Source organism: Tardiphaga sp. 768_D3_N2_1 (assembly GCF_052076105.1).
Lineage (GTDB): Bacteria > Pseudomonadota > Alphaproteobacteria > Rhizobiales > Xanthobacteraceae > Tardiphaga.
This window is the reverse complement of the sequence record NZ_CP197245.1, coordinates 4,643,322-4,667,967: the sequence shown is the minus strand read 5'-3', so window position 1 is coordinate 4,667,967 and position 24,646 is coordinate 4,643,322. Positions and strand designations below refer to the sequence as shown.

General features: G+C 63.0%; 27 protein-coding genes. 18 read left to right on the top strand and 9 right to left on the bottom strand.

Annotation, left to right across the window (positions count from 1 at the left end; all coding sequences use genetic code 11):
• Positions 1-111 precede the first annotated feature (111 nt).
• The 5 genes from AB8A27_RS21895 (at position 112) to AB8A27_RS21875 (ending at position 3,808) form a co-directional block, all read left to right on the top strand.
• A complete protein-coding gene (locus AB8A27_RS21895) occupies positions 112-306 on the top strand; it encodes a twin transmembrane helix small protein (protein ID WP_068730376.1) in 195 nt (64 codons plus the stop codon).
• A 32-nt stretch (positions 307-338) separates the two neighbouring features.
• The gene (locus AB8A27_RS21890) at positions 339-911 is read left to right on the top strand and encodes a cob(I)yrinic acid a,c-diamide adenosyltransferase (protein WP_441243718.1); all 573 of its coding nucleotides are present in this window, start codon (positions 339-341) and stop codon (positions 909-911) included.
• Positions 912-1,074: 163 nt separating this feature from the next.
• Positions 1,075-1,824 (top strand): electron transfer flavoprotein subunit beta/FixA family protein, encoded by a 750-nt coding sequence (locus AB8A27_RS21885; RefSeq protein WP_441243717.1) that lies wholly within the window; start codon positions 1,075-1,077, stop codon positions 1,822-1,824.
• Positions 1,824-2,759 (top strand): electron transfer flavoprotein subunit alpha/FixB family protein, encoded by a 936-nt coding sequence (locus AB8A27_RS21880; protein ID WP_441243716.1) that lies wholly within the window; start codon positions 1,824-1,826, stop codon positions 2,757-2,759. The genes AB8A27_RS21885 and AB8A27_RS21880 overlap by 1 nt, the downstream gene beginning before the upstream one ends.
• Positions 2,760-2,926: 167 nt before the next feature.
• Complete coding sequence (locus AB8A27_RS21875; protein ID WP_441243715.1) at positions 2,927-3,808, top strand: 3-hydroxybutyryl-CoA dehydrogenase; 882 nt, start codon at positions 2,927-2,929, stop codon at positions 3,806-3,808.
• Positions 3,809-4,014: 206 nt separating this feature from the next.
• Here the strand turns inward: AB8A27_RS21875 and AB8A27_RS21870 are convergent, their stop codons facing one another.
• Positions 4,015-4,398 (bottom strand): tautomerase family protein, encoded by a 384-nt coding sequence (locus AB8A27_RS21870; protein ID WP_441243714.1) that lies wholly within the window; start codon positions 4,396-4,398, stop codon positions 4,015-4,017.
• A gap of 109 nt (positions 4,399-4,507) precedes the next feature.
• Here AB8A27_RS21870 and AB8A27_RS21865 point away from each other — a divergent pair, with 109 nt between their 5' ends.
• Positions 4,508-5,359, top strand: coding sequence for a LysR family transcriptional regulator (locus AB8A27_RS21865; protein ID WP_441243713.1), 852 nt, complete (start codon positions 4,508-4,510; stop codon positions 5,357-5,359).
• Between the two features lie 71 nt (positions 5,360-5,430).
• A complete protein-coding gene (locus AB8A27_RS21860) occupies positions 5,431-5,625 on the top strand; it encodes a putative motility protein (RefSeq protein ID WP_441243712.1) in 195 nt (64 codons plus the stop codon).
• A gap of 68 nt (positions 5,626-5,693) precedes the next feature.
• On the opposite strand, the gene AB8A27_RS21855 is transcribed toward AB8A27_RS21860, so the two are convergent.
• Positions 5,694-6,671, bottom strand: a complete 978-nt coding sequence (locus AB8A27_RS21855) for an AraC family transcriptional regulator (RefSeq protein ID WP_441243711.1) — start codon at positions 6,669-6,671, stop codon at positions 5,694-5,696.
• A gap of 68 nt (positions 6,672-6,739) precedes the next feature.
• On the opposite strand from AB8A27_RS21855, the gene AB8A27_RS21850 reads away from it, so the two are divergent.
• Positions 6,740-7,951: an MFS transporter gene (locus AB8A27_RS21850; RefSeq protein WP_441243710.1), complete on the top strand. Its 1,212-nt coding sequence runs from the start codon at positions 6,740-6,742 to the stop codon at positions 7,949-7,951.
• Between the two features lie 41 nt (positions 7,952-7,992).
• On the opposite strand, the gene AB8A27_RS21845 is transcribed toward AB8A27_RS21850, so the two are convergent.
• The 3 genes from AB8A27_RS21845 to AB8A27_RS21835 form a co-directional block, all read right to left on the bottom strand.
• On the bottom strand, positions 7,993-8,370 hold the full coding sequence (locus AB8A27_RS21845; protein WP_441243709.1) for a VOC family protein: 378 nt from the start codon (positions 8,368-8,370) through the stop codon (positions 7,993-7,995).
• Positions 8,371-8,391: 21 nt separating this feature from the next.
• Positions 8,392-8,751: a DUF1428 domain-containing protein gene (locus AB8A27_RS21840; protein WP_441243708.1), complete on the bottom strand. Its 360-nt coding sequence runs from the start codon at positions 8,749-8,751 to the stop codon at positions 8,392-8,394.
• A gap of 295 nt (positions 8,752-9,046) precedes the next feature.
• Positions 9,047-9,769 carry a LytTR family DNA-binding domain-containing protein gene (locus tag AB8A27_RS21835; RefSeq protein ID WP_441243707.1) on the bottom strand — a complete coding sequence of 241 codons (723 nt, stop codon included), beginning with the start codon at positions 9,767-9,769 and terminating at the stop codon, positions 9,047-9,049.
• Positions 9,770-9,790: 21 nt separating this feature from the next.
• Here AB8A27_RS21835 and AB8A27_RS21830 point away from each other — a divergent pair, with 21 nt between their 5' ends.
• Complete coding sequence (locus AB8A27_RS21830; RefSeq protein WP_441243706.1) at positions 9,791-10,981, top strand: alpha/beta hydrolase family protein; 1,191 nt, start codon at positions 9,791-9,793, stop codon at positions 10,979-10,981.
• Positions 10,982-11,005: 24 nt separating this feature from the next.
• On the opposite strand, the gene tlpA is transcribed toward AB8A27_RS21830, so the two are convergent.
• Positions 11,006-11,665 (bottom strand): thiol:disulfide interchange protein TlpA, encoded by a 660-nt coding sequence (gene tlpA, locus AB8A27_RS21825; protein ID WP_441243705.1) that lies wholly within the window; start codon positions 11,663-11,665, stop codon positions 11,006-11,008.
• Positions 11,666-11,806: 141 nt separating this feature from the next.
• On the opposite strand from tlpA, the gene argH reads away from it, so the two are divergent.
• The 4 genes from argH to AB8A27_RS21805 all read left to right on the top strand — a co-directional run bounded on the left by argH (position 11,807) and on the right by AB8A27_RS21805 (position 17,768).
• The gene (argH, locus tag AB8A27_RS21820; RefSeq protein WP_441244984.1) at positions 11,807-13,204 is read left to right on the top strand and encodes an argininosuccinate lyase; all 1,398 of its coding nucleotides are present in this window, start codon (positions 11,807-11,809) and stop codon (positions 13,202-13,204) included.
• A 92-nt stretch (positions 13,205-13,296) separates the two neighbouring features.
• Positions 13,297-13,581 (top strand): LPS translocon maturation chaperone LptM, encoded by a 285-nt coding sequence (gene lptM / locus AB8A27_RS21815; RefSeq protein WP_441243704.1) that lies wholly within the window; start codon positions 13,297-13,299, stop codon positions 13,579-13,581.
• A 6-nt stretch (positions 13,582-13,587) separates the two neighbouring features.
• Positions 13,588-14,853 (top strand): diaminopimelate decarboxylase, encoded by a 1,266-nt coding sequence (gene lysA, locus AB8A27_RS21810; RefSeq protein WP_441243703.1) that lies wholly within the window; start codon positions 13,588-13,590, stop codon positions 14,851-14,853.
• Between the two features lie 299 nt (positions 14,854-15,152).
• Complete coding sequence (locus tag AB8A27_RS21805) at positions 15,153-17,768, top strand: TIGR02302 family protein (RefSeq protein WP_441243702.1); 2,616 nt, start codon at positions 15,153-15,155, stop codon at positions 17,766-17,768.
• A gap of 56 nt (positions 17,769-17,824) precedes the next feature.
• Here AB8A27_RS21805 and AB8A27_RS21800 read toward each other — a convergent pair whose 3' ends face one another.
• Positions 17,825-18,202, bottom strand: coding sequence for a response regulator (locus AB8A27_RS21800; RefSeq protein ID WP_441243701.1), 378 nt, complete (start codon positions 18,200-18,202; stop codon positions 17,825-17,827).
• 83 nt (positions 18,203-18,285) lie between these two features.
• Positions 18,286-19,146: an MJ0042-type zinc finger domain-containing protein gene (locus tag AB8A27_RS21795; protein ID WP_441244983.1), complete on the bottom strand. Its 861-nt coding sequence runs from the start codon at positions 19,144-19,146 to the stop codon at positions 18,286-18,288.
• Positions 19,147-19,274: 128 nt separating this feature from the next.
• On the opposite strand from AB8A27_RS21795, the gene ftsE reads away from it, so the two are divergent.
• The 4 genes from ftsE (at position 19,275) to AB8A27_RS21775 (ending at position 22,504) form a co-directional block, all read left to right on the top strand.
• Positions 19,275-19,934 carry a cell division ATP-binding protein FtsE gene (gene ftsE, locus AB8A27_RS21790; protein ID WP_441243700.1) on the top strand — a complete coding sequence of 220 codons (660 nt, stop codon included), beginning with the start codon at positions 19,275-19,277 and terminating at the stop codon, positions 19,932-19,934.
• Entirely contained in the window at positions 19,927-20,898 is a 972-nt protein-coding gene (locus tag AB8A27_RS21785; RefSeq protein ID WP_441243699.1) for a cell division protein FtsX, read from the top strand. The genes ftsE and AB8A27_RS21785 overlap by 8 nt, the downstream gene beginning before the upstream one ends.
• Before the next feature lie 80 nt (positions 20,899-20,978).
• Complete coding sequence (locus AB8A27_RS21780) at positions 20,979-21,704, top strand: YdcF family protein (RefSeq protein WP_115032861.1); 726 nt, start codon at positions 20,979-20,981, stop codon at positions 21,702-21,704.
• 26 nt (positions 21,705-21,730) lie between these two features.
• Positions 21,731-22,504, top strand: a complete 774-nt coding sequence (locus AB8A27_RS21775) for a lysophospholipid acyltransferase family protein (RefSeq protein WP_441243698.1) — start codon at positions 21,731-21,733, stop codon at positions 22,502-22,504.
• A gap of 148 nt (positions 22,505-22,652) precedes the next feature.
• Here the strand turns inward: AB8A27_RS21775 and AB8A27_RS21770 are convergent, their stop codons facing one another.
• Positions 22,653-23,210 carry a gamma-glutamylcyclotransferase gene (locus AB8A27_RS21770; protein WP_441243697.1) on the bottom strand — a complete coding sequence of 186 codons (558 nt, stop codon included), beginning with the start codon at positions 23,208-23,210 and terminating at the stop codon, positions 22,653-22,655.
• Between the two features lie 126 nt (positions 23,211-23,336).
• Between AB8A27_RS21770 and AB8A27_RS21765 the strand changes: the two genes are divergently transcribed.
• A complete protein-coding gene (locus AB8A27_RS21765) occupies positions 23,337-24,527 on the top strand; it encodes a DUF2125 domain-containing protein (protein ID WP_441244982.1) in 1,191 nt (396 codons plus the stop codon).
• Positions 24,528-24,646: the final 119 nt, after the last annotated feature.

Below are 24,646 nucleotides of genomic sequence, written 5' to 3'. Positions count from 1 at the left end.
GATATCTAACGCGAAAAAGCCAGATCGTTGCATTGCTGCCGGCGCTTTATCGCTTGGCCATTTTGACGGCCGGCGATAGCGAAGCCTGTGACGCAGTGTTATGTAGCCGATATGACATCAACACTCAGCAACATCATTCTCCCCATCGCGGTCGGTGCCGTTGCACTGGTCCTGCTGCTCGGCCTGTTCAATATGATGCGCGGCGGCTCGCCGGATCGCTCGCAGAAGCTGATGCGGTGGCGCGTGGTGCTGCAATTCGTCGCTATTATCCTCACCATGGCCACCGTCTGGGCGATGGGTCGCTGATGTAAGCTCCTCACTGATACCGGATCAATTCGATGGTCGTTCTCAACCGAATCTACACCCGCACCGGCGATGACGGCACCACGGCCCTCGGTACCGGCGAACGCCGGCCGAAATACGATCTCCGCGTCAGCGCCTATGGAACAGTGGACGAGACCAACGCCGCGATCGGTGTTGTCCGGCTGCATCTCGCCCATGCGCGATCGCTTGATGGGATGCTGGGATTGATCCAGAACGACCTGTTCGATCTCGGGGCTGATCTCGCGGTTCCGCAGCGTGAGGGCAAGGCCGAGCGGCTGCGTCTGCTGGCCAGCCAGGTCGAACGGCTGGAGAACGACATCGACATACTCAATGCGCCGTTGGCCGATCTGACCTCGTTTGTTTTGCCTGGCGGAACTCCGGCCGCCGCTCACCTTCATGTCGCCCGGACGATCTGCCGCCGTGCGGAACGGATCATGGTGGAACTCGCCGCTCAGCCCGATGAGCCGGTTTCGGATGCTGGTATCCAGTATATGAACCGGCTCTCGGATTTCCTGTTTGTTGCCAGCCGCTCGCAGAACGATAATGGCGCCGGCGACGTGCTTTGGGTGCCCGGGCAGAATCGCTAGATTGTGCCCGGCCAGAACCGGTAATTTCGGCCATAATTGGCTGACCTAGAGATATTCGATTTTCGGGTCAGGCGCGTTGACCCCGTGTGGCAGGGGCTTTAGGTTCCGCGCCCAAGCTTCCGAGCAAGCTCTGAAACAATAAAACTCACACGAAAGAGGATCGATGAAGGTTCTGGTCGCGGTCAAACGGGTGGTCGATTACAACGTCAAGGTTCGCGTCAAGAGCGACGGATCGGGCGTCGAACTGTCCAACGTCAAGATGTCGATGAATCCGTTCGACGAAATCGCCGTTGAGGAAGCCCTGCGCCTGAAAGAGGCCGGCAAGGCAACCGAAGTGGTGGTGGTATCGATCGGTCCCGCACAGGCGTCCGAAACCCTCCGCACTGGTCTCGCGATGGGCGCCGACCGTGGCATCCTCGTCAAGGTCGAAGGCACCGTCGAGCCGCTCGCTGTCGCCAAGATCCTCAAGGCTGTCACCGATGAGGAAAAGCCAGGTCTCGTGATCCTGGGCAAGCAGGCGATCGACGACGATAGCAACCAGACCGGCCAGATGCTGGCCGCGCTGCTCGGCTGGCCGCAGGCGACCTTCGCCAACAAGCTCATGCTCGAGGGCGACGACGTCACCGTGACCCGTGAAGTCGATGGCGGTCTGCAGACCGTCAAGCTCAAGGGACCGGCGATCGTGACTACCGATCTTCGTCTGAACGAGCCGCGCTATGCGTCGCTGCCGAACATCATGAAGGCGAAGAAGAAGCCGATCGACGAGAAGACCGCCGATGGTTACGGCGTCGATATCTCTCCACGTCTCGAGATCATCAAGACCAGCGAACCGGGCGGCCGCAAGGCCGGCGTCAAGGTCAAGGACGTCGCCGAACTGGTATCGAAACTCAAGACTGAAGCCGGGGTGCTCTAATGCCGACATTGCTGCTTGCCGATCACGACAACGCCACCCTGAAGGATTCCACCAACAAGGCGCTCACCGCTGCGACCCAGATCGGCGGCGAGGTGCATATCCTCGTTGCCGGCCAGAATGCGAAGCCGGCCGCGGAAGCTGCCGCCAAGCTGCAGGGTGTCACCAAGGTGCTGCTCGCCGACGACGCTTCCTATGCCCACGATCTCGCCGAGCCGCTGGCCGCGCTGATCGTGTCGCTCGCGCCCGCCTATGACGTGCTGATCGCCGCTGCGACCACGCGGTCGAAGAACACCATGCCGCGCGTTGCTGCCCTGCTCGACGTGATGCAGGTGTCGGAAATCACCAAGGTGGTTGCGCCCGACACGTTCGAGCGTCCGATCTATGCCGGTAACGCGATCCAGACCGTGAAGTCCAAGGACGCCAAGAAGGTCATCACGGTGCGTACCTCGACCTTCGCTGCAGCCGGTGAAGGCGGCAGCGCGGCGGTGGAAGACGCCAAGACGGCCGAGAATCCCGGTCTGTCGACCTTCGTCGGCGAGGACATGGCCAAGAGCGATCGTCCGGAACTGACCTCGGCGAAGATCATCGTCTCCGGTGGCCGCGCCATGCAGAGCCGCGAGAACTTCACCAAGTACATCGAGCCGCTCGCCGACAAGCTCGGCGCCGGTGTCGGCGCCTCGCGCGCCGCGGTGGATGCCGGTTATGCGCCGAACGACTGGCAGGTCGGCCAGACCGGCAAGGTCGTGGCTCCTGAGCTGTATATCGCCGTCGGCATTTCCGGCGCGATCCAGCATCTCGCCGGTATGAAGGACTCCAAGGTGATCGTCGCGATCAACAAGGACGAAGACGCGCCGATCTTCCAGGTTGCCGATTACGGCCTGGTCGCGGACCTCTACCAGGCCGTGCCGGAGCTGACCGAAGCACTCGGCAAGTAGAGGCTGGGCAGGCAAGGATTTGGCAAATAAGGCCTTGCTGAATGAGGGCTTTGCGCCTCAATTAACGACATCGGCCGGAGTGACTGACTCCGGCCGATATTTTATGTAAAGATAGCTTTCCGAACGCGGCATGCGCGGGCGGCGTGTTCCCTGAGATGACAAGCAAGATGGCGGTTATGATCAAGAAAGTCGGCGTGATCGGCTCGGGCCAGATGGGCAATGGCATTGCGCATGTGGCTGCATTAGGCGGCCTCGAAGTTGTCCTGAACGATGTCTCCGCCGACCGACTGAAGTCTGCCATGGCGACGATCAACGGCAACCTGTCGCGTCAGGTTGCCAAGAAGGTCATCACGGAAGATGCCCGCAAGGCGGCGCTGGACCGCATCACGTCATCCGACACGATGGATGGCCTGGCCGATTGCGATCTCGTGATCGAGTCCGCGGTCGAGAAGGAAGAGGTCAAGCGCAAGATTTTCCACGATCTCTGTGCGGTGCTGAAGCCGGAGGCGATCGTCGCCTCCAACACATCGTCGATCTCGATCACGCGCCTCGCGGCGTCGACAGACCGTCCCGAGAAGTTCATCGGCATTCACTTTATGAATCCGGTGCCGGTGATGGAGCTGGTCGAATTGATCCGCGGCATTGCCACTGATGACGCGACCTTCGACGCCTCGAAGGAGTTTGTTACCAAGCTCGGCAAGCAGGTCGCCGTCTCGGAAGATTTCCCGGCCTTCATCGTCAATCGTATTCTTTTGCCGATGATCAACGAGGCGATCTACACGCTGTATGAAGGCGTCGGCAATGTCGAAGCCATCGACATGGCGATGAAGCTCGGCGCACATCATCCGATGGGCCCGCTCGAACTCGCCGACTTCATCGGCCTCGATACGTGCCTGTCGATCATGCAGGTGCTGCATGAAGGCCTCGCCGATTCCAAGTATCGGCCATGCCCGCTGCTGGTGAAATATGTCGAAGCCGGCTGGCTCGGTCGCAAGACGCAGCGTGGCTTCTACGATTACCGCGGCGAGAAGCCGGTCCCGACGCGCTAAGCGTTGCGCGCTGTCGCTCACATGCGACGTCGTCATGGCCGGGCAAAGCGCGAAGCGCGGCTTCGCGAGATATCCCGGCCATCCGCGTTTTTGCGGTCAGATGAAAACCCGCAGCAAGCTCACCGTCGCCGGCACAAGACCGACGATAACCGCCATTCCCATGCTGATACCGCACAGATGCGCCATCAATGCCGCGTGCTGTGTAATCATGTCACGTACTGCGCCACGCCGTTGCCGAATGACCAGTTCTCCGGCAGCACCTCGACGAGATTGATGAAGACGTCTTCGGGCCGCAGGCCCGGTCTGTCAGTCAGCTTCTCGACGATCCGTTTGTAGAGCGCCTGCTTCTGCTCGCGTGGGCGGGTGTTGCTCACCGTCAGCTGGATAATGACGAGGTCATCTGTCCGGCGAATGCCGAGATAATTCGGATCATAGATAAAAGTGCCATCCTCGTGCTCGTGGATGGTGACGAAACGGTCGTTTTCGGGGACGGCGAAACTCTCCCGCAGCGCCTGATAGACGCCTTCGGCGATCGCTTCCCGATAGGCGGCGGGCTTGCCCTTCTTCAGTGAAATGCGAACCAGCGGCATGGTGGTCTCCTGTCGTTCAAATCCGATGCAGCAAACCTAATCCCATATTGATCATTGGAAAATCGTATGAAAGAATATTTCAATGATGTCATATTGAAATGATGGGCTGATGAAAGCGCTCGATATCGAGGCGGTGCAGGCTTTTGTACTGGTGGCCGATCTCACCAGCTTCACCCGCGCCGCCGAGGCGATGGGAAGCACGCAGTCGGCGATCAGTCTGAAGGTCAAGCGGCTGGAAAGCGGGCTTGGCAAGCGCCTGCTGGAGCGAACGCCGCGGCTGGTGCGCCTGTCGGCGGAGGGGGCGGCGTTTCTGGCCTCCGCGCGAAATCTCGTCGCGGCGCATCAGTCGGCCATTGGCTCATTTGCCGCCGAGCGGCGAAGGCTGGTGGTCGGGATCAGCCATCATCTCGTTGGCGCCGATCTTGCCGACGTCTTGAAACGCATGAGCGCGACCGATCCGTCCCTGGTGATCGAATTGCGGATCGAGTCATCGCGGGTCGTGCTGTCTGCCTATGACGCCGGCGATCTCGATGCGGCGATCGTGCTGCGGATCGACAAGCGGCGCCGCGACGGCGAGGTCCTGATGGAAGAGCCGTTTGGCTGGATGGGGGCGCCGGATTTCCTGCACACGCCCGGTGAGCCGTTGCGACTCGCGGCGCAGTCCGCGCCATGCACGGTCCGTTCGGCGGCGATCACGGCGCTCGATGGGGCTGGTATTCCGTGGACCGAAGCCTTCGTTGGCGGCGGTGTTGCGACCATCGGCGCGGCGATCTCCGCCGGTCTCGCCGTTGGTGCGCTGGTCCGCCGTGTTGCTCCCGCCGGCAGCATCGATCTCGGTCCGCGCCTCGGTCTGCCGAAATTGCAGGATGCGGAGACGATGCTGCATTCCAGTCTCACCGATGCACGGGCGCGCGGCGCGCTGCGTACGCTGGGTGCGGCCTTTCGGGCGAATGCCGGCTGATTGTTGCCCAAGGTCAACATTCGTTAACCCCGCACCGCTATACCGGCGGTACGTCGTTACGGAGTATTTCCATGGATATGGCCTTGGTCGCCAGCGCGCTTGCCATGCAGGCAGCGGGAACGCAGCAGCAGATTTCGACCTCGATCATGAAGTCGAATGCCGACATGGAAAAGAACACCGTGCTCACGCTGCTTGGCGGCGCACAGCAGGCATCCCAGGCCAATCTCGGCCCAGGCGTCGGCGGCAATCTCGATATCGCGGCCTAAAGCGTTTTCGAGCGAAGTGGATACCGGTTCGCGTTAAGAAAACGCGGAAAAAGAATCCAAGGCGCTATCTAGTCCGGCCGTTCGCCATTAGAGGCAGCAGTCAGTGTCGTCCGAAAATGGCTCGGCGGCGCGCCGATAATGCGCTTGAAGGCGCGGCTGAACGCGGCTTCCGATTCATAGCCGAGCCGGCGTGCGACGACCGCAATCTTCAGGCGGTCGCGAACGAGCCACTGTTTTGCTTCCCGCATCCGCAATTGCGCGACGTAACGGGCTGGTGTCTGGCCGACGACATTGGCGAAGCGCAACGCAAATGCCGAGCGTGATGCATGCATGACCTCCGCCAGTGCCTCGACGGTCCAGTCCCGGGTCGGATCGCGATGGATGGCGGCGAGAACACGGCCGATACCGGGGTCGCGCGCGGCTGCGACCCAACCGTCGGAGCCACAACCTTTCTCTACCCAGTTGCGGATCAGTGCCGCGGCGACGACGTCGGCCAGCCGCGTCAGCATTCCGCCGGCACCGACGCGGTCCAGCGCCAGTTCGGATGTCATGGCCTCGAGCAGATGCGGGATGGCGGGTTCGTCGGTGGCAAGTTCGTGCATCTGCATCAGCTCAGGCATCATCAGAAGCAAGGGATGCTGGCTGTCGAGGTTGAAGGTCATGCCGGCACCGAACAGTACGGTTTCCTCGCCATTGCGGCCGCCACCGCTGCAGGTGTCGAGGATGCCGCAGCACACCGGCTCGAACTGGCAATTCTCGACAGGCGCGGGGAAGGCATCGGGTGAACTCGCCAGTGCGTGTTCCGCGCCGCGCGGCAGCAAGACCGCATCGCCTGGTTCAAGACGGACCCACTCACCGTCCAGAGTCCGCAGCCAGCAGCCGCGCTCGGCGACGAAGTGAAATTGCGCCTTTGGCCGCGCCGGGAATACCAGCCCCCATGGTTCGGTCATGCGGCAGCGGACGTAATCGACGCCCTCTATCTTCAAGCCCCTGAGCATTTCGGTCAGGGGGTGAGTGGCGACACCTGTGGACGAATGATCAAGCATTACGGGTTTTCTAGCATGGAAACTCCAGAAGGTCACCTCCATCTCCGGGGTCCCTTCTGGAGGCTGCCATGACTGATTCCGCCACTGCCGCACTTGATGCCGATGTTTCTCCCGTAACCACTGAGCGGACGGACGCAGCCTGGGCGGCTGTTGTCTCCCTGATGCTTGGTGCGTTCAGCCAGGTCACTGCTGAATTCCTGCCCGCCAGCCTGCTCACGCCGATCGCCAGAGATCTCGGTGTTTCAGTTGGTGCTGCCGGGCAGGTGGTCACGGCGACCTCTCTTGTCGGGATCATTGCCGGGCTTGCGACCGCCATTGTGACACGCGCCATGGATCGCCGGGTCGTCCTGTGGCTGCTGACGGTGCTGCTGATCGTGTCCAACCTGCTGTCGGCGACGGCGAGCAACCTGCCGATCCTGTTGTTTGCCCGCGTGCTGCTCGGCATCAGCCTCAGCGGCTTTTGGGCGATGGCAACCGCCACCGCCATGCGGCTTGTTCCGGCGGAGGCGCTGCCGCGCGCGATCTCGCTGATTTTCAGCGGCGTTTCGATTGCCACCGTCAGCGCTGCGCCGATCGGTGCATATCTCGGCGATCTCTGGGGCTGGCGGAATGTGTTCTTGCTGGCGGCCGCCGTCAGCGCCGTCGTGCTTGTCTTTCAGATGCTGACGCTGCCACGCCTGCCGCCGCTCACGTCACCGGACGTGCGCACGCTGTTCGTGCTGATGCGTCGGCCCAGCGTCCGGCTCGTGATGATCGCAATCGCTGTCAGTATCTCGGGCCACTTCGCAGGGTTCACTTACGTCCGGCATTTCCTTGAGCAGGTGCCGCAACTTCCGGTCACTGCAATCTCAATCGTCCTGTTGGTCTACGGTGTGGGCGGCTTCTTCGGCAATTTCGCGGGTGGCGTGCTTGTCGCCCGTAGTGCGAAACTTGCGATCGTCACGGGGTCTGCGGCCATCGCCGTCCTCGCGCTGGTCCTGCTGTTTTTTGGCGGTTCGGGACTTGTCGCTGGCATCGCTGTGGGCCTGTGGGGCTTTGCATTCGGCGTGCTGCCGGTTGGCTTCCAGACATGGATGGTGCGGGTCGCATCGGATGAAGCCGAATCTGCGGGTGGTTTGCTCGTCTCGGCTTTTCAGGTTGCGATCACGGTCGGCGCAGTCGTCGGCGGCATTCTGGTCGACGGTCTCGGCCCGTTCGGCGCCGTCGGCTATCTCGCAGCGGCGACGCTGGCGGGCGCGCTGCTCGTGTCGTTGTCGCGCAGCGGCGAGGTGCCAGCCTGAAGCATGAAGAGAGGCAGCAGCTTGCTGCCTCTCGGCTTCTCTTACGTGAACGGCGTGACCCAACCGATCCCGGCGCCGCCGGGCTGCAACAGGATTGCGAGCCGGCCGACATCGGGAATGTCGAATACCGGCCGCATCAGCGTGGCGCCGGCGGCGACCGCTTTCTTCACTCTGATATCGACGTCATCGACGGCCAGATATGGCATCCAGCCGTCGGGGACATTCGCGTAGCCCGGACCTTCCGCGTGGAAGATGCCGCCGACGCGCACATCGTCCATCATCGCAATCCAGTAGATTCCGCCGCCCGCAAGCGTCTTGGCCTGATAGGTCCAGCCGATCGTCTCCTGATAGAAGCGCTTGGCGCGTTCGGGATCGCGCGTCACGAATTCATTCCAGTTGAAATGGCCGTGCGGAGTCATGGGCGTCCTCCCTTTGTTGCGTCAGACAGAAACCAGCGTCTTGAAGCCACCATAGATCATGCGCTTCGCATCGAACGGCATCGCCTTCGGATCCATCATCTTGGCAAGGCGCGGATCCTTCATCACCTTCGCATTGATGCGGTCGCGATCCCGTCGTGACTTGTAGATGATATAGGAAAACACGACGGTCTCGTTAGGTTTCAGCTTCACGCTGCGCGGGAACGAGGTCCATTTGCCAACGCTGACGTCATCGGCAACATATTCATGATAGTCGAGCGCGCCGTATTCGCGCCAGATCTTGCCGGCCTTGCGTGCGAGGCTGCGATAGGCGGCGAGGTTCTTCTTCGGCACCGGAACAATGAATCCGTCAGTATAAGCCATCGGTCGTTTCTCCCTGCTGTCATGCACAAGCGCCGGGCATGAGGCCCGGTTGTTTTCAAGACGAACGTCACTGCGTTCATCCGACAGGATGGCGGGGGATTTCGCGGCTGGGGCAGGCGGCCGTATGTCGCAGTCGGTGCCTAAGGCGGATCCGCGTAGCCTAATCCGTCGTCTCGCTGTTAGGGCGAGTTACGGCTTCGCCGAACCCGCCCTGCGCTTTTGCGACAAAAGTCTGTGCGGGTTTTGCGACTATTGCGACGGGAAGCCGATCCCGCCGCGATAATTCTGACGCGCTCTATAGGGGCCGATTGTGCAATTGGCAGAGCAGCTTGCGCCCGGCACGGCTGACCGGCAAAACGGTGTCCTTATCGATCCTGATACCTTCGCGGCTGGTTCGTGTGTCGACCGACGCAGCCAATGAACGCGAAACCCAATGCGAACGATGGATGCGGACGCCGACCTCTGGACCGAGCGCCGTAATGGCGCTCGACAGCTTCATCAGGATCAATGCCTGGCCGCGATCGGTACGCACGCGCACATAGTGCTCCTCTGCGCTCAACGCCACGATTGCCGCCTGCCGAAGCGTGATCGGCAGTCTCGCGCGCAATTCGCTTGAAATATCGTCCGTCTGTGCATGCCGAACATCTTTGGACGGGCTCGCAACGCTGTCGTCCGATTGTCGGAATGCCATCCATGCCACAACCGCGACAAAAAAATTGATGAGCAGAACCTGCCCCGTCAGTTCGGAAAGCGAGACATAGGGTAGCGCTTGCGGCGCAAACAGCCGCAGCGACTGCTGAACAATAAGGCCGCCGAGGGGCGCGATCGCCAGCGCCACAATTAAAGACGCCCAGAAAGGGAACGCGCCTCCCAGCACGTATCGGCGGAGGGAAGCCGACAGGCCGAATGCGAGGATACTGATCGCGAGTGACGTCCCCAAAAAATGGAGCAGCCGAAGCGGGAGTCCCATGGCAACATAGGAGCCAAACGCTCCGACGACGGCGAGGCCAACGGCCATGAGCGTTATGACGGCGACCGAATGGTACCGCGCCGTCCCGTTCGCATTGAACCGGAAAAGGCCGACAGTGGTCATTGGCGAATAATCCGTGCCGTTCGCGAAACCGAAATGGACCTTAACGACAACGTTCTTGTAGCAGCACGGCATTGCATTGTGCGAGGTAGCTTCATGCGAAGGTCGAAAACTTTTGTGGTTGGATGGCTCTGCTCCGGGTTGCTCGTTATCGCAAACCTGCTGTCAGGGCACCCGGCGATGGCAACCGAGGCCGGTTGGCGGCAATACAGTGTGCCGGTCTCGGCCTCAAATCCGGAACCCATTCAGGTTGCGCTATATTATCCGACGGAGGCACCGGCGCGGGAAATAGCGATGGGTCCTTTCAGGGTGCATGCTGCTATCATGGCGCCGCCTAATGCACAGTTCAAAGGCCTGATCGTTCTCAGTCATGGAACGGGCGGATCGGAACTCGCACACAGCAGTCTTGCGGAAGCTCTCGCCCAAGGTGGCTACCTGGTTGCCGCGCTTCGGCATCCCGGCGACAACTTTGCGGACCACTCGGTGTGGCAGAAAGCGCCAGGCGCATTTTTCACGGAACGTCCGCGGCAGGCATCCGCGGTGATCGACGCTCTGATCGGCGATCCTGTGTGGAAGGACCGCATTGCGACCGATACGAAAGGACCACGCATTGGCGTGCTCGGGCATTCTGCAGGCGGTTTTACAGCGATTGCCTTGGCCGGCGGGCAGTCCGACCTGTCGCGGATCGTCGCGCATTGCGGCGCGGAGCGCGGGGACGATCCTGTCTTTTGCAGCATGGTTCGAGCTGATCAGCCATTGCAAGGGTCGCCGATGATTCCACTCACGACCGACAAGCGCGTTCGCGCGGTCGTTGCAATGGCGCCGATGGGTGTTGCTTTTACGGCCTCTTCGTTGGCGACGATCGATATTCCGACATCGATCTACGCGGCGGAGCAAGACCGCTGGCTGGTGCCGCGGTTTCACGCCGCGTGGATTACAAAGAATGTGCCGGGCGCGGAATTCCAGTCGGTCGCCAATGCGTGGCACTTTGCCTTCATGGATCGGCCCGATACTCCCATTCAGACGCTGGATGGCGATGCCGCTGCCGATCCGCTCGGGTTTGATCGCGCAATATTTCTTTCGCGGTTGCGCAGCGAGGTCCCGGCTTTCTTCGACAGGGTTTTCGCGGCTACCCAGTAGCTAAACCTGGATTGATCGCGCGGATTATCTGCCAGTCGCGACCTTCAGCAGCTTGATAGCATCTTCGCTGTCCCATTCGGCGGGGCCGGCGATGGTCGCGATCTCGCAGCCCTTGCCGTCGACCAGCACCGAGGTCGGCATGCCCAGCGCGCGGCCGATGCCCTTGAGGTCCTGGAACACCTTGGCCGAGGTGTCGGTGAAATAATCCAGCCGGTTGAGGCCGCCGTCTTTCAGGAAGGCCTTCGGCTTCTCGGCGTCGCGGGTGTCGATATTGATCGCCACGACCTGGAAGTCCGGGCCGCCGAGCTTGGTCTCGAGGTTGTTCAGGGCCGGCATTTCCTTGCGGCAGGGCACGCACCAGGTGGCCCACAGGTTCACCAGCACCGTTCGGCCGCGCCAGTCTGACAATCTCTTCTCCTGGCCGTCGGCATCCCTGAAAGCGAGATCCGGCAGTTTCAGCGGCGTCCTGGCCATGGTCAGGCCGGCGACTTCGCCGCGCGCCAGCGGTTCGATCTTCTTCGACAGCGCCACAGCCGGTGCGCAGGTCGGATCGCCCGGCGCAGCCTGCTGCCCCAGCCGATCCATATTGGAGACCGCGGCAAAGCCGATCACGGCACCCACGAGCACCGCGCCGAGCACGATCAGGCGGCGTTTGACCGGACGGGGGGCGGGCTGGTCTGGCATAGGGTTTGTCATTCGGTCTCAGTTAGGGCTATGCAACGGTTGGCGACGGACGATCCGTCGGCTGCGGTTAAAGATGAGTGAGAATTCATGGCTTCGCGCAAGGGCAACGGCAAGTCCAGCAACGACGGTAAAGACTCCGGTGTGAGCAACAAGATGTGGGGCGGGCTGTTCGATGAAAGCCCCGACGCCATCATGGAGGAAATCAATGTCTCCATCGACGTCGATCGCCACCTTTATGCCCAGGACATTACCGCGTCCAAGGCCCATGCTGCGATGCTTGCCAAGCAAGGGATTATCACCGCGAAAGATGCGAAAAATATCGCAGGCGGTCTAGACACGATCCTGTCAGAAATCACCAAGGGGTCGTTCACATTCAAGCGTGCGCTCGAAGACATTCACATGAATGTGGAGAGCCGGCTCGGCGAGCTGATCGGCCCGGCCTCAGGCCGCCTGCACACCGCGCGTTCGCGCAACGATCAGGTGGCGACCGATTTCCGCCTGTTCGTGCGCGATACGATCGACGAGATCGACAGTGCTTTCACCTCGCTGCAACAGGCGCTGGTCGATCGCGCGCTGGAACATGCCGACACGGTGATGCCCGGCTTCACCCATCTGCAGACCGCGCAGCCGGTGACCTTCGGCCATCATCTGCTGGCCTATGTGGAAATGGTGTCGCGCGATCGCGGCCGCTTTGCCGATGCGCGCAAGCGCCTCAATGAAAGCCCGCTCGGCGCCGCTGCGCTGGCCGGCACCTCATTTCCGATCGATCGCTATGCCACGGCAAAGGCGCTCGGCTTCGATCGGCCGATGGCGAATTCGCTCGATGCGGTGTCGGATCGCGATTTCGTGCTGGAGACGCTATCGGCTGCGTCCATCGCCGCTGTGCATCTGTCGCGCTTCGCCGAGGAGATCGTGATCTGGACCTCGCCGCTGGTCGGTCTTGTCAGGCTTTCGGACAAGTTCACCACCGGCTCCTCGATCATGCCGCAGAAGCGCAATCCGGATGCGGCCGAACTGGTCCGCGCCAAGACCGGCCGCGTGATCGGCTCGCTCAATGGCTTGCTGATCGTGATGAAGGGCCTGCCGCTCGCCTATCAGAAGGACATGCAGGAGGACAAAGCCGGTGCGATGGAAGCCTATTCGGCGCTGTCGCTGGCGATCCGCGCCATTGCCGGCATGGTCCGCGATCTCGTGCCCAACGAGGAGCGCATGAAGCTTGCGGCCGGCGAGGGCTATGCCACCGCCACCGACCTCGCCGACTGGCTGGTGCGGACGCTGAAGATGCCATTCCGCGACGCGCATCACGTCACCGGCCGCATCGTCGGCATCGCCACCAGGAAGGGCGTGGCGTTGCACGAGCTCGACCTGAAGGAGATGCAGACGGTGGAACCGAAGATCACGGCAGAAGTGATGAAGGTCCTGTCGGTGGAATCCTCGGTGAAGAGCCGTGTCAGCTACGGCGGCACGGCGCCGAAGAATGTGACGTCGCAGGCGAAGGCCTGGCTCAAGCGACTGGAAAAAGAGCGGAAATTGGGCTGATCAGGCCTCGCGTGCGAAAATTCAATGGATTTCGGGGTCTCGCCAGAGCGAAGCAATCTTTGTATGGTGCGCCCGCATTTGGGGATTTCGCTGTGACTTGTCCGACCCGCCCTGCGTCCGCGCGATGGGCCATTCTCGTTCTGACCGCTTCTGCTTTGGCGCTGGCTGGCTGCGGCCGTAAAGGCGGCCTCGATCTGCCGCCACAGGCGTCCGCGCAGCCGATGGGCACCGGCGCTCCGGCGTCCGATCCCGATGCACAGTCGGCTGCCAACAAGGGCAGGGACGTGTTCGCGCCTTCGAACGGCGTCGATGAGGGCCCGCCGTCGGCGACCCGTGGCCGCAAGAAGCCGTTCCTGCTCGATCCGATCCTGGACTAAATCGCCATGCGCCATTTCGACTATCGCAACGGCGTGCTGCACGCCGAAGGCGTTGATATTGCCGAAATGGCGGATGCCGTCGGCACGCCATTCTATTGCTATTCGACCGCCACGCTGGAGCGGCACTACCGCGTCTTCACCGACGCCTTTGCCGATACCAAGGCGCTGGTCTGCTACGCCATGAAGGCGAATTCCAACCAGTCGGTGCTGCGCACGCTGGCCAAGCTCGGCGCAGGCGCCGACGTGGTCTCCGGTGGCGAGTTAAAGCGCGCGCTGGCCGCGGGCATCCCGTCGCGAAAGATCGTGTTTTCCGGTGTCGGCAAGACCGCGGATGAACTGCGGCTGGCGCTCGACGAAGACATTCTTTGCCTCAATATCGAGTCGGAGCCCGAACTCGCATTGCTGTCGGAGATCGCCAGCGAGACCGGCCGCACCGCACGTATTTCGATCCGCGTAAACCCCGACGTGGATTCCGGCACCCACGCCAAGATCTCCACCGGCAAGTCGGAAAACAAGTTCGGCATCCCTATCAGCAAGGCACGCGAGGTCTATGCCCGCGCTGCGAAGCTGCCGGGAATTGAGGTCACCGGCGTCGACATGCATATCGGCAGCCAGATCACCGATCTGGGCCCGATGGAGCAGGCGTTCCGCATTCTGGCCGATTTCGTCACCGTGCTGCGCAGCGACGGCCACACGATTTCACATGTCGATTTCGGCGGCGGTCTCGGCATTCCCTATTACGAAGACCGCGCCGCGCCGCCGGAGCCGATGGCCTATGCGGCGATGGTCAAGCGCGTCACGCATAATCTCGGCTGCACGCTGATGTTCGAGCCCGGCCGGATGATCGTCGGCAATGCCGGCATCCTCGTCGCGCGCGTCATTCATGTGAAGCATGGCGACGGCAAGACCTTCGTCATCATCGACGCGGCCATGAACGATCTGATCCGGCCGACGCTCTATGAGGCCTATCACGAGATCCTGCCGGTAGCTGAGCCCAAGCCTGGTGCGAAGCTGACGGCCGTCGACGTCGTCGGCCCGGTCTGTGAGACCGGCGATTACCTCGCCTTGGATCGCAAGCTGCCAGAGCTGAAATCCGGCGATCTGGTCGCGATCATGACCGCCGGCGCCTATGGCGCCGTGCAGGCGGGAACCTACAATACCCGCGCGCTGGTCCCGGAAGTGCTGGTGAAGGACGATCAGTACGCGGTGGTTCGTCCGCGCATCGAGGTCGAGCAGCTGATCGCCATGGACAAGGCCGCGCCCTGGCTGTGACCGTCGGTGCTTCCCGCATCCACCGGTGTCATCGCTCGGCCTTGCGCGCAATTGCGCGCTTGGACCGGGCGACCCAGTAATCACCGGCCTCGGGAGCGGACCATTGGCCTCCCTGGATACTAGGTCACCCGGTCAAGCCGGGTGGCGACAGCGGTAGATTTCGCCCCTCACGCCTTCGTGACCCCAATCGCTCCGAATCGACTTAGGCTCAGGCTTTGCATGTGAATGGATGGCCCCGTGGCCATGCCTCATTGCCGCCGCCGTGCTAGTGTGTCGTGCGGTAACATCGGAGATCGTCGTTGAGCGCTGCGCCCCCCGACCGACCACAACCACCACACGATCCAAATGCCGATCGTCAGGCGGCGGCGCAGCTTCAGCTGGCGCAGGCGCTGCAGCGTGCCCGGCTGGCGATTGGCTGGGAGCGGGGATGGCCCCATCTGGCCCGGCTGCTCAGTGTCATCGGGCTGTTCCTGGTGGCGTCCTGGGCCGGTCTGTGGCTGACGCTTCCCTTCACTGCGCGCGCCATCGGTCTGGTGTTGTTCGTCATTGCCGCGCTGGCGACGCTCGTTCCTCTCATCAAGTTTCGCTGGCCGTCGCGTGAAGAGGGCTTGTCGCGTCTCGATCGCGGCACAGGCATTGCACATCGCCCCGCCACTGCGTTGACCGACACGCTGTCGTCGCAGGACCCGATGGCCCGGGCGCTGTGGCTGGTTCAGCGCGAGCGTACGCTGGCCTCGCTCAAGAAAATCCGCGCCGGTCTGCCGTCGCCGCGCCTTGCGATCCATGACCCTTGGGCGCTGCGCGCGATCGTCGTCGTGCTGCTGTTCGCCACCTGGTTTGCCGCCAGTGGCGAGCGCGGTGCGCGGATCATGGCGGCGTTCGACTGGAACGGCGTGCTGGCGCCGGCGAATGTGCGCGTCGATGCCTGGGTCACGCCGCCGCCTTACACCGGCAGGCCGCCGATCATCCTTTCCGCAGCCAACAAGGACGCGTCCACGACCGATGCCGCTGCGTTGCCGGTGCCGTCGGGCTCGACGCTGATCGTGCGCTCCAGCGGCGGCGCGCTTGATGTCGTTCTCACCGGCGGCGTCGCTGAAGTGGCGCCGACGGCGGAAGCCCCCAAGGGTACCAGTGAAAAGCACTTCACCATCACCTCTGACGGGACAGCGCATGTGCGTGCGCCGTCCGGCCAGCCGCAATGGAAGTTCACGGCAACGGGTGATCGTCCGCCGACCATCGCGCTCGCTAAGGACCCGGAGCGTCAGGCGCGCGGTTCGCTGCAGATGTCCTACAAGCTCGAGGACGACTACGGCGTCACCGAAGCCCATGCGCAATTCGCGGCGCGTCCCGCCGAGACCAAGGATGGCATCAAGGACGCCGCCAAGCCGCGCCCGCTGTTCGATGCGCCGTCCTTCGCGCTGGTGCTGCCGAATGCGCGCACGCGCAACGGTGTCGGCCAGACCGTCAAGGATCTCAGCGAGGATCCCTATGCGGGCGCCGATGTCACGCTGACGCTGACCGCGAAGGATGAGTCCGGCAACGAGGGCAAGAGCGAGCCGTTCAACATGCGGCTGCCGGAGCGGCTGTTCACCAAGCCGTTGCCGCGCGCGCTGATCGAACAGCGCCGTATCCTGGCGCTCGACGCCAACCAGCGCGGCCAGGTCTCCTACGCGCTGCAGGCTCTGATGATCGCTCCGGAAGTTTTCACACCGGAAGCCGGCCAGTATCTCGGGCTGCGCAGCGTTGCCACCCAGATCGAACGCGCCCGCACCGACGCGGCTTTGAAGGAAGTCGTCGCCAGCCTGTGGGCGCTCGCCGTCACCATCGAGGACGGCGACATCACCGATATCGACAAGGCGCTGAAGGCGGCGCAGGACGCGCTGAAGCAGGCACTGGAGCGCGGCGCCAGCGACGAGGAGATCAAGAAGCTCACCGAGAACCTGCGTGCGGCGCTGGACAATTTCCTGAAGCAGCTCGTGGAGAAGATGCGCGAGAATCCGCAGCAGTTGGCGCGTCCGCTCGACAAGAACACCAAGGTGATGCGGCAGCAGGACCTCAACAATATGATCGAGCGCATGGAGCGGCTGTCGCGTTCCGGCGACAAGGACGCTGCCAAGCAGTTGCTCGAACAGATGCAGCAGATGCTGGAAAATCTGCAGATGGCGCAGCCCGGCCAGTCCGGTGACAGCGAGATGGATCAGGCGATGAACGAGCTTGGGGACATGATCCGCAAGCAGCAGCAGCTTCGCGACAAGACCTTCAAGCAGGGCCAGGACCAGCGCAACGAGCGGCGCCGCGGCAAGCAGGGCGAGCAGAGCATGAGCGATCTGCAGCAGGATCAGCAGAACCTGCGTGATCGCCTCAAGCAGCTCCAGGACCAGCTCGCCAAGCAGGGCATGGGCCAGGGTCAGAAGGGCCAAAAAGGGCAGGGGCAAAAGGGCCAGCAGGGGCAACAAGGCCAGCAAGGTCAAGGCGGCGACGATCAGGCGGACGCCGATGGTGACGGCGACGGTGATGGTCTCGGCGATGCCGACAGCGCCATGGGCGATGCAGGCGGCCAGCTCGGCGATGGCAATGCCGACGGCGCGGTGGGTTCGCAGGGCAAGGCGCTCGATGCGTTGCGCAAGGGTGCCCAGAAGCTCGCGCAGGCCATGCAGCAGGGCGAGGGTGAAGGGCAGAACGACGGCCCCGGCAACAATCCGGGCCGCCAGCAGAGCGGTGGCCGGCAGAGCGATCCGCTCGGGCGTCCGCTGCGCGGCCGCGAACTTGGCGACGATCTCACGGTGAAGATCCCCGGCGAGATCGACGTGCAGCGCGTGCGGAGAATCCTGGAAGAACTGCGCCGTCGCCTCGGCGACACGACGCGGCCGCAGCTTGAGCTGGATTATATCGAGCGGCTGCTGAAGGATTATTGAGGGGCTGCCGGGTTCGCGTGCGCAAGATGCGCCCGCGTCCCGGAATGACGCGAGAGCTATCCCTTGTTCTTCACTGCCAGCGCATCCGCCACCGCCGTGCGGATATCCGCCACCGAAAACGGCTTCGTCACCACGTCGTGCACGATGGCATTCAGGCCAGTCGCGCGTTCACGCTGGTCGGCATAGCCGGTCATCAGCAGGATCGTGAGCTCGGGGAAATCGCGCGCGGTGGCCAACGCCAGCGCAATGCCGTCCATCACGGGCATCTTGATGTCGGTCAGCAGCAGGTCGAAGGCACCTTCCTGCTCCATGAGGATCTCCAGCGCCTCGGCGCCGTCTTCGGCAGTGACGATCTCGTGGCCATCCATGGCGATGGCGCGGCCGACCAGGAGCCGCATCGATTCCTCGTCATCTGCAATCAGGATACGCGCCACGACAACTCCTCAGACCAAAATTCTATTGTTTTTCAGACGCGTTTTCTTCACGCGAGCCGGAAGTCACTTCGCTCGAAAACGCTTTAAGCGCCGGCGACGTCGCGCTTGTTGAAGAAGCGCACGTCGATACTGCGGCCCTCGGCCGGCGGCGAAGCCAGCCGTGACCGGAACCATGTCTTGTCGCCGGGATTGAGGCCGGGCTGTTCGAGCACGGCGTTCCAGCCATAGATCTCAGTGCCTTGGGCGTCGCGGACCACGAAACGCAGGCGGGGCAATGCGGTGGGCGTGCGGGTCTCGGACACGATCAGGCCTTCGATGAGCAAAACCGACTTGCCGTCCACCGTCTCGGTCGTAACCTTCACGTCCTTGAAGGCGAGGCCCCGGATATTCACGTCGAGACCGACTGCCTGATAGAAGGCTGCGGTCTGTGGCATCAGTCTGACCATGTCGATGCGCCAGACCACCAGCGCAAACAACAACGCTGCCATGGCAGCGGTGGCGATGGGGAGGCTGTGGCGCGGCATGAAGGACAGGCGCGGCAGCGACGGTTTGAGACGGCGGAGCGCCGCAAAGCGCGACGGCGGGGTGGCCCGCATCGCGTCCAGCGTATCGTGCTGCGCCAGCGTGGCCCAGTCGGCGTCCTGCGTGCGATCATTGGCGTCGGCTGGCCAGTCGGCCGAAATCGACGGGCTTTCGACCACCGGGACGTCCGGCGCGGCGTCGTCATCCTCGCTCACGCCCCAGGCGCTCATGTCCTCGTTCGGATCCGGCTCGCTGGCCTTGGCCGCCATCGCGGGAACACGGGCCTCGGCGCGGGACAGGTCTTCCGGCCGCGCCAGCCAGACTTCCTTGCAGCGGGCGCAGCGCACCGTCCGTCCGGCATCGCCGAACGTGGCCGGATTCACGGCGTAGGACGTCGTGCAATTGGGGCAAACGATATGCATGGAGCCGATAGCCGATGACATGGCCGGCAGGCTACAAGACGACCGTTAACGAATCGGAAACCATAACGGCCGCACAAGCAATTGACCGTCTTTTTGAGGCTTTTTGAACCCATCGAACGGAGCTGAATGTGGTCCGGTTCGAAAATGTTGGTTTGCGCTACGGGCTCGGCCCGGAGATTCTGCGCGACCTCAGTTTCCAGATCCCTGCGCATTCGTTCCAGTTTCTGACCGGGCCTTCCGGCGCCGGCAAGACGTCGCTGCTGCGCCTCCTGTTCCTGTCGCTGCGGCCGACCCGCGGGCTGGTCAATCTGTTCGGCCATGACATCTCGCTGCTCGGCAAGGACGAGATCGCGGACCTGCGCAAGCGCATCGGTATCGTGCTGCAGGATTTCCGCCTGCTCGACCACATGACGACCTATGAGAATGTCGCATTGCCGTTCCGGGTGATGGGCCGGGATGAATCCAGCTATCGGCGTGAGGTCATCGATCTCCTGAAATGGGTCGGCCTCGGCGATCGCATGGACGCACTGCCGCCGATCCTCTCGGGCGGCGAGAAGCAGCGCGCCGCGATTGCGCGCGCGGTGATCGCGCGTCCTATGCTGCTGCTGGCGGACGAGCCGACGGGCAACGTCGATCCGACGCTGGGCCGGCGCCTGCTGCGGCTGTTCATCGAACTCAACAAATCCGGCACCGCGGTGATTATCGCGACCCACGATATTACATTGATGGATCAATACGACGCGCGGCGCATGGTGCTGCATCAAGGCCGGTTGCATATATATGAGTAAAATCGGCGAAGAACACGGCCCGCTGATGGACCTCGGCACCGATCGCCCGCAGGTCCCGGCGAAGGCGCGCAACGCATCCCCGATCGTGCCGCGCGGCTCGATCGCCGGCCGCGCGCTGGTCGCCGTCGTCGCCATCATGACCTTCCTTGCTTCCATCACCACAGGCGCCGTGCTGCTGATCAGCGCATCGGCATCGGAGTGGCAATCGGAAGTCGCCAGCGAAATCACGATCCAGGTGAAGCCGCTGGGCGGCCGCGATCTCGACCGCGATACGCAGGCGGTGACCGACGCCATTCGCGGACAGCCGGGGATTGTCGAGGTGCAGCCCTATAGCAGGGAGCAATCGGCGCAGTTGCTGGAGCCGTGGCTCGGTACCGGACTGTCGCTCGACGACCTGCCGGTGCCTCGCGTGATCATTGCGCGCGTCGCACCGGGCGCGGCGCTCGATATCGTTGGCTTGCGCAAGCGGGTGACGCAGGCCGTGCCCTCGGCCAGCGTTGACGATCACCGCGCCTGGGTCGAACGGATGCGGTCGATGACGTCGGCAACGGTGCTGGCCGGGCTCGGCATCCTTGCACTTGTGATCATCGCCACCATTATCTCCGTGTCCTTTGCGACGCGCGGCGCGATGGCGGCGAACCGACCCATCGTCGAGGTGCTGCATTTCGTCGGCGCCGGCGACCGCTATATTGCCAACCGCTTCTTCCGCCATTTCCTGCGGCTCGGCTTTCAAGGCGGTATCATTGGCGGCGGCGCCGCGATGCTGATGTTCGGGTTTTCCGAGTCGATCGCCAGCTGGTTCTCCGGCACGCCGGTGGGCGACCAGTTCGCCGCACTGCTCGGGACATTCTCGCTGCGCTCGTCGGGATATCTCGCCGTAGCGGGGCAGGCCGTGCTGATCGCCGGAATCACTGCCTGGGCCTCGCGCCGCACGTTGTTTTCGACGCTGAACGATATCGAGTAACGCGTCAGGCGCGGGCGGTGGCATCGCCAAGGCGCCGAAAAATAATTAAGATTGCTGCCAAAGGACCCAACGCCAGACCGATGACCTTGCTTGACGACCAGGACACCACGGAGATGCACGTCGCCGCGCCGCCGCGGCGGCGCGTCATCCGTGCGGCACTCGTGGTCGCATTTGCGCTGTCCTTCATGGTCGGTGCCATCGGTTTCGTCGCGTTCCTCGCGCAATTGCGCAGCGGCGAGCTGAAGCCCTCGGCGAAGGCCGATGGCATCGTCGTCCTGACCGGCGGTTCGTCGCGCGTTGCGGATGCGCTCGAACTGCTCGCCAATGGCTTCGGCAAACGGCTGCTGATCTCTGGCGTCCATCCCACCAATGGCGCGGCCAATATCTCGCGCACGCTGCCGGACAGCCAGCGGCTGCTGGATTGCTGCGTCGATCTCGACCGCTCCGCCGTCAATACCCGCAGCAATGCGGTGGAGACCAAGCGCTGGGCTCATGAGCGCGGCTTTCGCTCGCTGATCGTGGTGACCTCGAATTATCACATGCCGCGCGCGATCGTCGAAATGTCGCATGAGATGCCGGATATCGAGCTGATTCCGTTCTCGGTGATAGGCGACAAATGGCGTGACGAACCGTGGTGGACCAGTGGCCCGACGCTGCGGTTGCTGCTATCGGAATATGTCAAATATCTCGCGGCTGAAGCGCGGGTGCGGCTGGCGAATATCGGCATTGATCTGATGCCGGATTCCGGCGGCGACCAGCAGAGCGACGCGCCGCAGCGCCGGCCGGCCACGGCGTCCGCGAATTGAACTGCAATTGAGCTGATCGGAACACCATGACTTCGATATTCGTGCGTTCGTTGATCTACAACGTGCTGTTCTATGTGCTGCTGGTGTTCTGGATCCTGGTGGCGATTCCAACCTTCGTGATGCCGCCGCGCGCCTTCATGGCGATCGCGAAGGCCTGGGCGACCAGCAGCATCTGGCTGATGCGCGTCGTCTGCAACACCAGGGTCGACTATCGCGGGCTCGAGAAAATTCCCGCGGGGCCGCTGATCGTCGCATCGAAACATCAGTCGATGTGGGAAACCTTCGCGCTGATGCCGTTCTTCGACTGGCCTTTGTTCATCTACAAGCGTGAGCTGGGACAAATCCCGTTTTTCGGCTGGTATCTGAAGAAATCGAAGATGATCGGCGTCGATCGCGAAGGCGGCGCGCGTTCGCTCATCGACATGGCCAAGCGCGCTACCGAGGAAGTCCAGCTCGGCCGTCAGCTCATTATCTTTCCCGAAGGCACGCGTCGTCCCGTCGAAGCACCGCCGGATTACAAACCCGGTGTCGCGCAGATCTACGCCAAATGCGGCGCGCCGTGTCTGCCGGTGGCGCTGAATTCCGGCCTGTTCTGGCCGCGCCGCACCTTCCTGCGCTATCCCGGCACGCTGGTGGTGGAGTTTCTCGATCCGTTGCCGCCCGGCCTGCCACGCAAGGAATTCATCGCGGCGATCAGCGATGCCATTGAAGCCGCGACCGACCGGATCGTCGCCGAGGCGCGCGCGGAGCAGGCGCAAATTTTCGGGCGCGTGCCGAATGTCGCGGTGAAAGAGAGTTAGGACACCAGTGTCGTCCCCGCGAAGGCGGGGACCCATAACCAGGGTCAGTGAAATCGAAACGGCAGAGTTGCCGCGACAGCGTTCTGACCAGAGCTCCAGCGTGTATGGGTCCCCGCCTTCGCGGGGACGACACCTGGGAGACGACACATCACTCGTGCAGCATGGCCGCCAGCTGATGCAACTGTGCGTCGCGAAAACCTTCGGCCTCGATGGCCTTCACGGTCGAGAGCACGTAATCGCGGTTGAGCCCGGAACGGCCGTGGCCCTGCCGCACGAAATGCAACTGCTCGCTGAGGCTCAATCGCCCCGCATATTGCACATGGCCGCGATCGACCACATAGGCCAGCGCGCTGACGCGGGTGCGCTCCACGTCATCCAGCCAGACCGAGCGCATGACTTCGCGATAGACATGGGTGGTCTGCTCGCGCTCCCTGAGATAGGCGATGGTGTCATGGCGGAGCTTTGCCGCCACGCGAAAGGCAATGCCGCGACAGGCGCCGCCGCGGTCCAGGCCGAGCACGAGGCCGGGCTTCTCCGGTGTGCCTCGGTGGTCGAAGGAATAGACGCAGAGCGCCCGATGCTCGCCGATCAGCCGGGCCGGGACCTGTTCAATGAACTCGAAGCCCGGCCGCCACATCAGCGAGCCATAGCCGAACACCCAGAGATCGCTGTCGGAATCGGGCTCAGGGTTGATTTTCGCGGTCATGCTGCCGACCTAGCAGAAACCTTGGGCCCGGGCGATCCGGATTTCCTGCAATATGGCCCTGCGACCGCAGGATAACCCCATGAAAGGGATCGCCGATTTGACAAAATCATGCGATCTACGTCCGCCATGTCCGAATATGCACAGCCGACCCAGCGCCGCCTCTGGCCGATTTTCATCCTGCCCGTCATCATCGTCGTCCTGGCGGCGGCGTGGAGCGGCTTCTGGTTCTATGCCGCGTCCAAGGTCGACGAAAACGTCGATATCTGGCGCGCCCGCGAGGCCGCGGCCGGCCGCGTCTATGATTGCGCCAACCGTTCGGTCTCCGGCTTCCCGTTCCGGCTCGAAGTCCGCTGCAGCGGTGTCAGCGTTTCGCTGACCTCGCAAACGGCCACCCAGAATGCGACGCAGGTGCCGATCACTGCCAAGCTTGGTGAGATCGTCGTGGTTGCGCAGATCTACACGCCGCGGCTCCTGATCGCCGAATTCACTGCGCCGGCCGTTTTGTCCGATCGCGGCCAGCCGGCCATGGTGATGAACTGGGGCTCCGCGCGCAGCAGCATCACCGGTCTGCCTGGTACGCCTGACAGCGCCGACATCGTGTTCGACGACGTGTCGCTCGACCGCTTCTCTGGCTCCGTGCAGGCGCCGACCGCGCGCGCCAAACATGTTGAACTGCATGGCCGCACGGCAGCGAATTCGACGCCGGACAAACCGGTGATCGAGACAGCCTTGCAGATCACAAGCGGTAGCATTGCCGATGTTCATCCGATCCTCGCGGCGCCGTTCGATGCCGATATCCGCGCATTGCTCAGCGGGCTCAAGGATGTCTCGCCCAAGCCCTGGCCGCAGCGTTTCCGCGAGCTTCAGGCCGCAGGTGGACGCGTCGAGATCGTGCAGTCGCGCGTGCAGCAGGGCGAGATCATTTCTCTGGCGACCGGTTCGCTTGGGCTGACCGCATCCGGCAATCTCGATGGCGAGTTGCAGATGACCGTGGCCGGCCTCGACAAGGCCATTGCCGCCCTCGGGATCGACAAGTTGCTGGAGATGGGCGTGCCTCAGGAGGCGCTGGATCGCATTGCTCCCGGCGTGAAATCGCAGGACGTCAACAACATCCTCGGTGCGCTGGATCGCGCGATTCCCGGTCTCGGCAATGTCGTGCGCAAGAATGCCGGCAGCGGCCTTGCCGCCGGCGTCAATTCGATTGGCTCGCCGGCGACGCTCGAAGGCAAGCCGGCGCGGGCGTTCCCGTTGAAGTTTGTTGATGGTGCGGTGTTCTTGGGCCCGCTACGCGTGGCGCAGGTGCCGCCGCTTTTCTAAGGTTTCTTCCCCTCGCCCACTAGCGAAGCTTCGCTTCGCGTAGGGGGAGAGGGTGGCCGCGCGTAGCGCGGACGGGAGAGGGGGCGCCACAAGCTCCGAGCGCAGCCGCTCCCTCTCCC